At 47.5% G+C, this 461-nt stretch carries 1 protein-coding gene; it reads right to left on the reverse strand.

Going from position 1 to position 461, the window contains the following annotated elements; genetic code table 11:
- Positions 1-125 precede the first annotated feature (125 nt).
- Entirely contained in the window at positions 126-449 is a 324-nt protein-coding gene (locus ACTHUM_RS19510; RefSeq protein WP_440403942.1) for an adenylate/guanylate cyclase domain-containing protein, read from the reverse strand.
- Positions 450-461 lie beyond the last annotated feature (12 nt).

A 461-nucleotide genomic window follows, 5' to 3' on the forward strand; every position in this document is an offset into this window, starting at 1 on the left:
GATCGACATAGGGGGCCTCAGATCAGTAAAATTAAACTAAATTTTTCGTAAATTTCGCCTAAAGGCTTGATCGTAAGACTTCAACGTCGTTATGATCATAGAATTACCGTCTGGTGCGTAATAAACTAATCTTGCCTAAGTTGTGAGACAGGAGAGGCTGTTCGTTGCAAGTACCATATGTCTATGGGTAGTCGCCGTCCCGGCAATTCGACTGACGTCTGCTGAATCCAGTCTGCGGGAGGCATGGTTTTTATCAAAGCACTCACTAAAGCTGACGACACAACAAGAGGAGCATCGAGAGGTTTGGCCAAAGCCTCCAAACGCTGGGCGACGTTAACCGCGTCACCAATGACCGTTAATTCGCTGTGACATCCACTTTCCAGAACGCCGGCGACAACTGTGCCGTAATGGAGACCTATCCCTGTCTTCAATGCAGGGTAGCCCCTCAAAAAGCTATGATT

The organism is Neisseria sp. P0021.S006, from assembly GCF_051956895.1.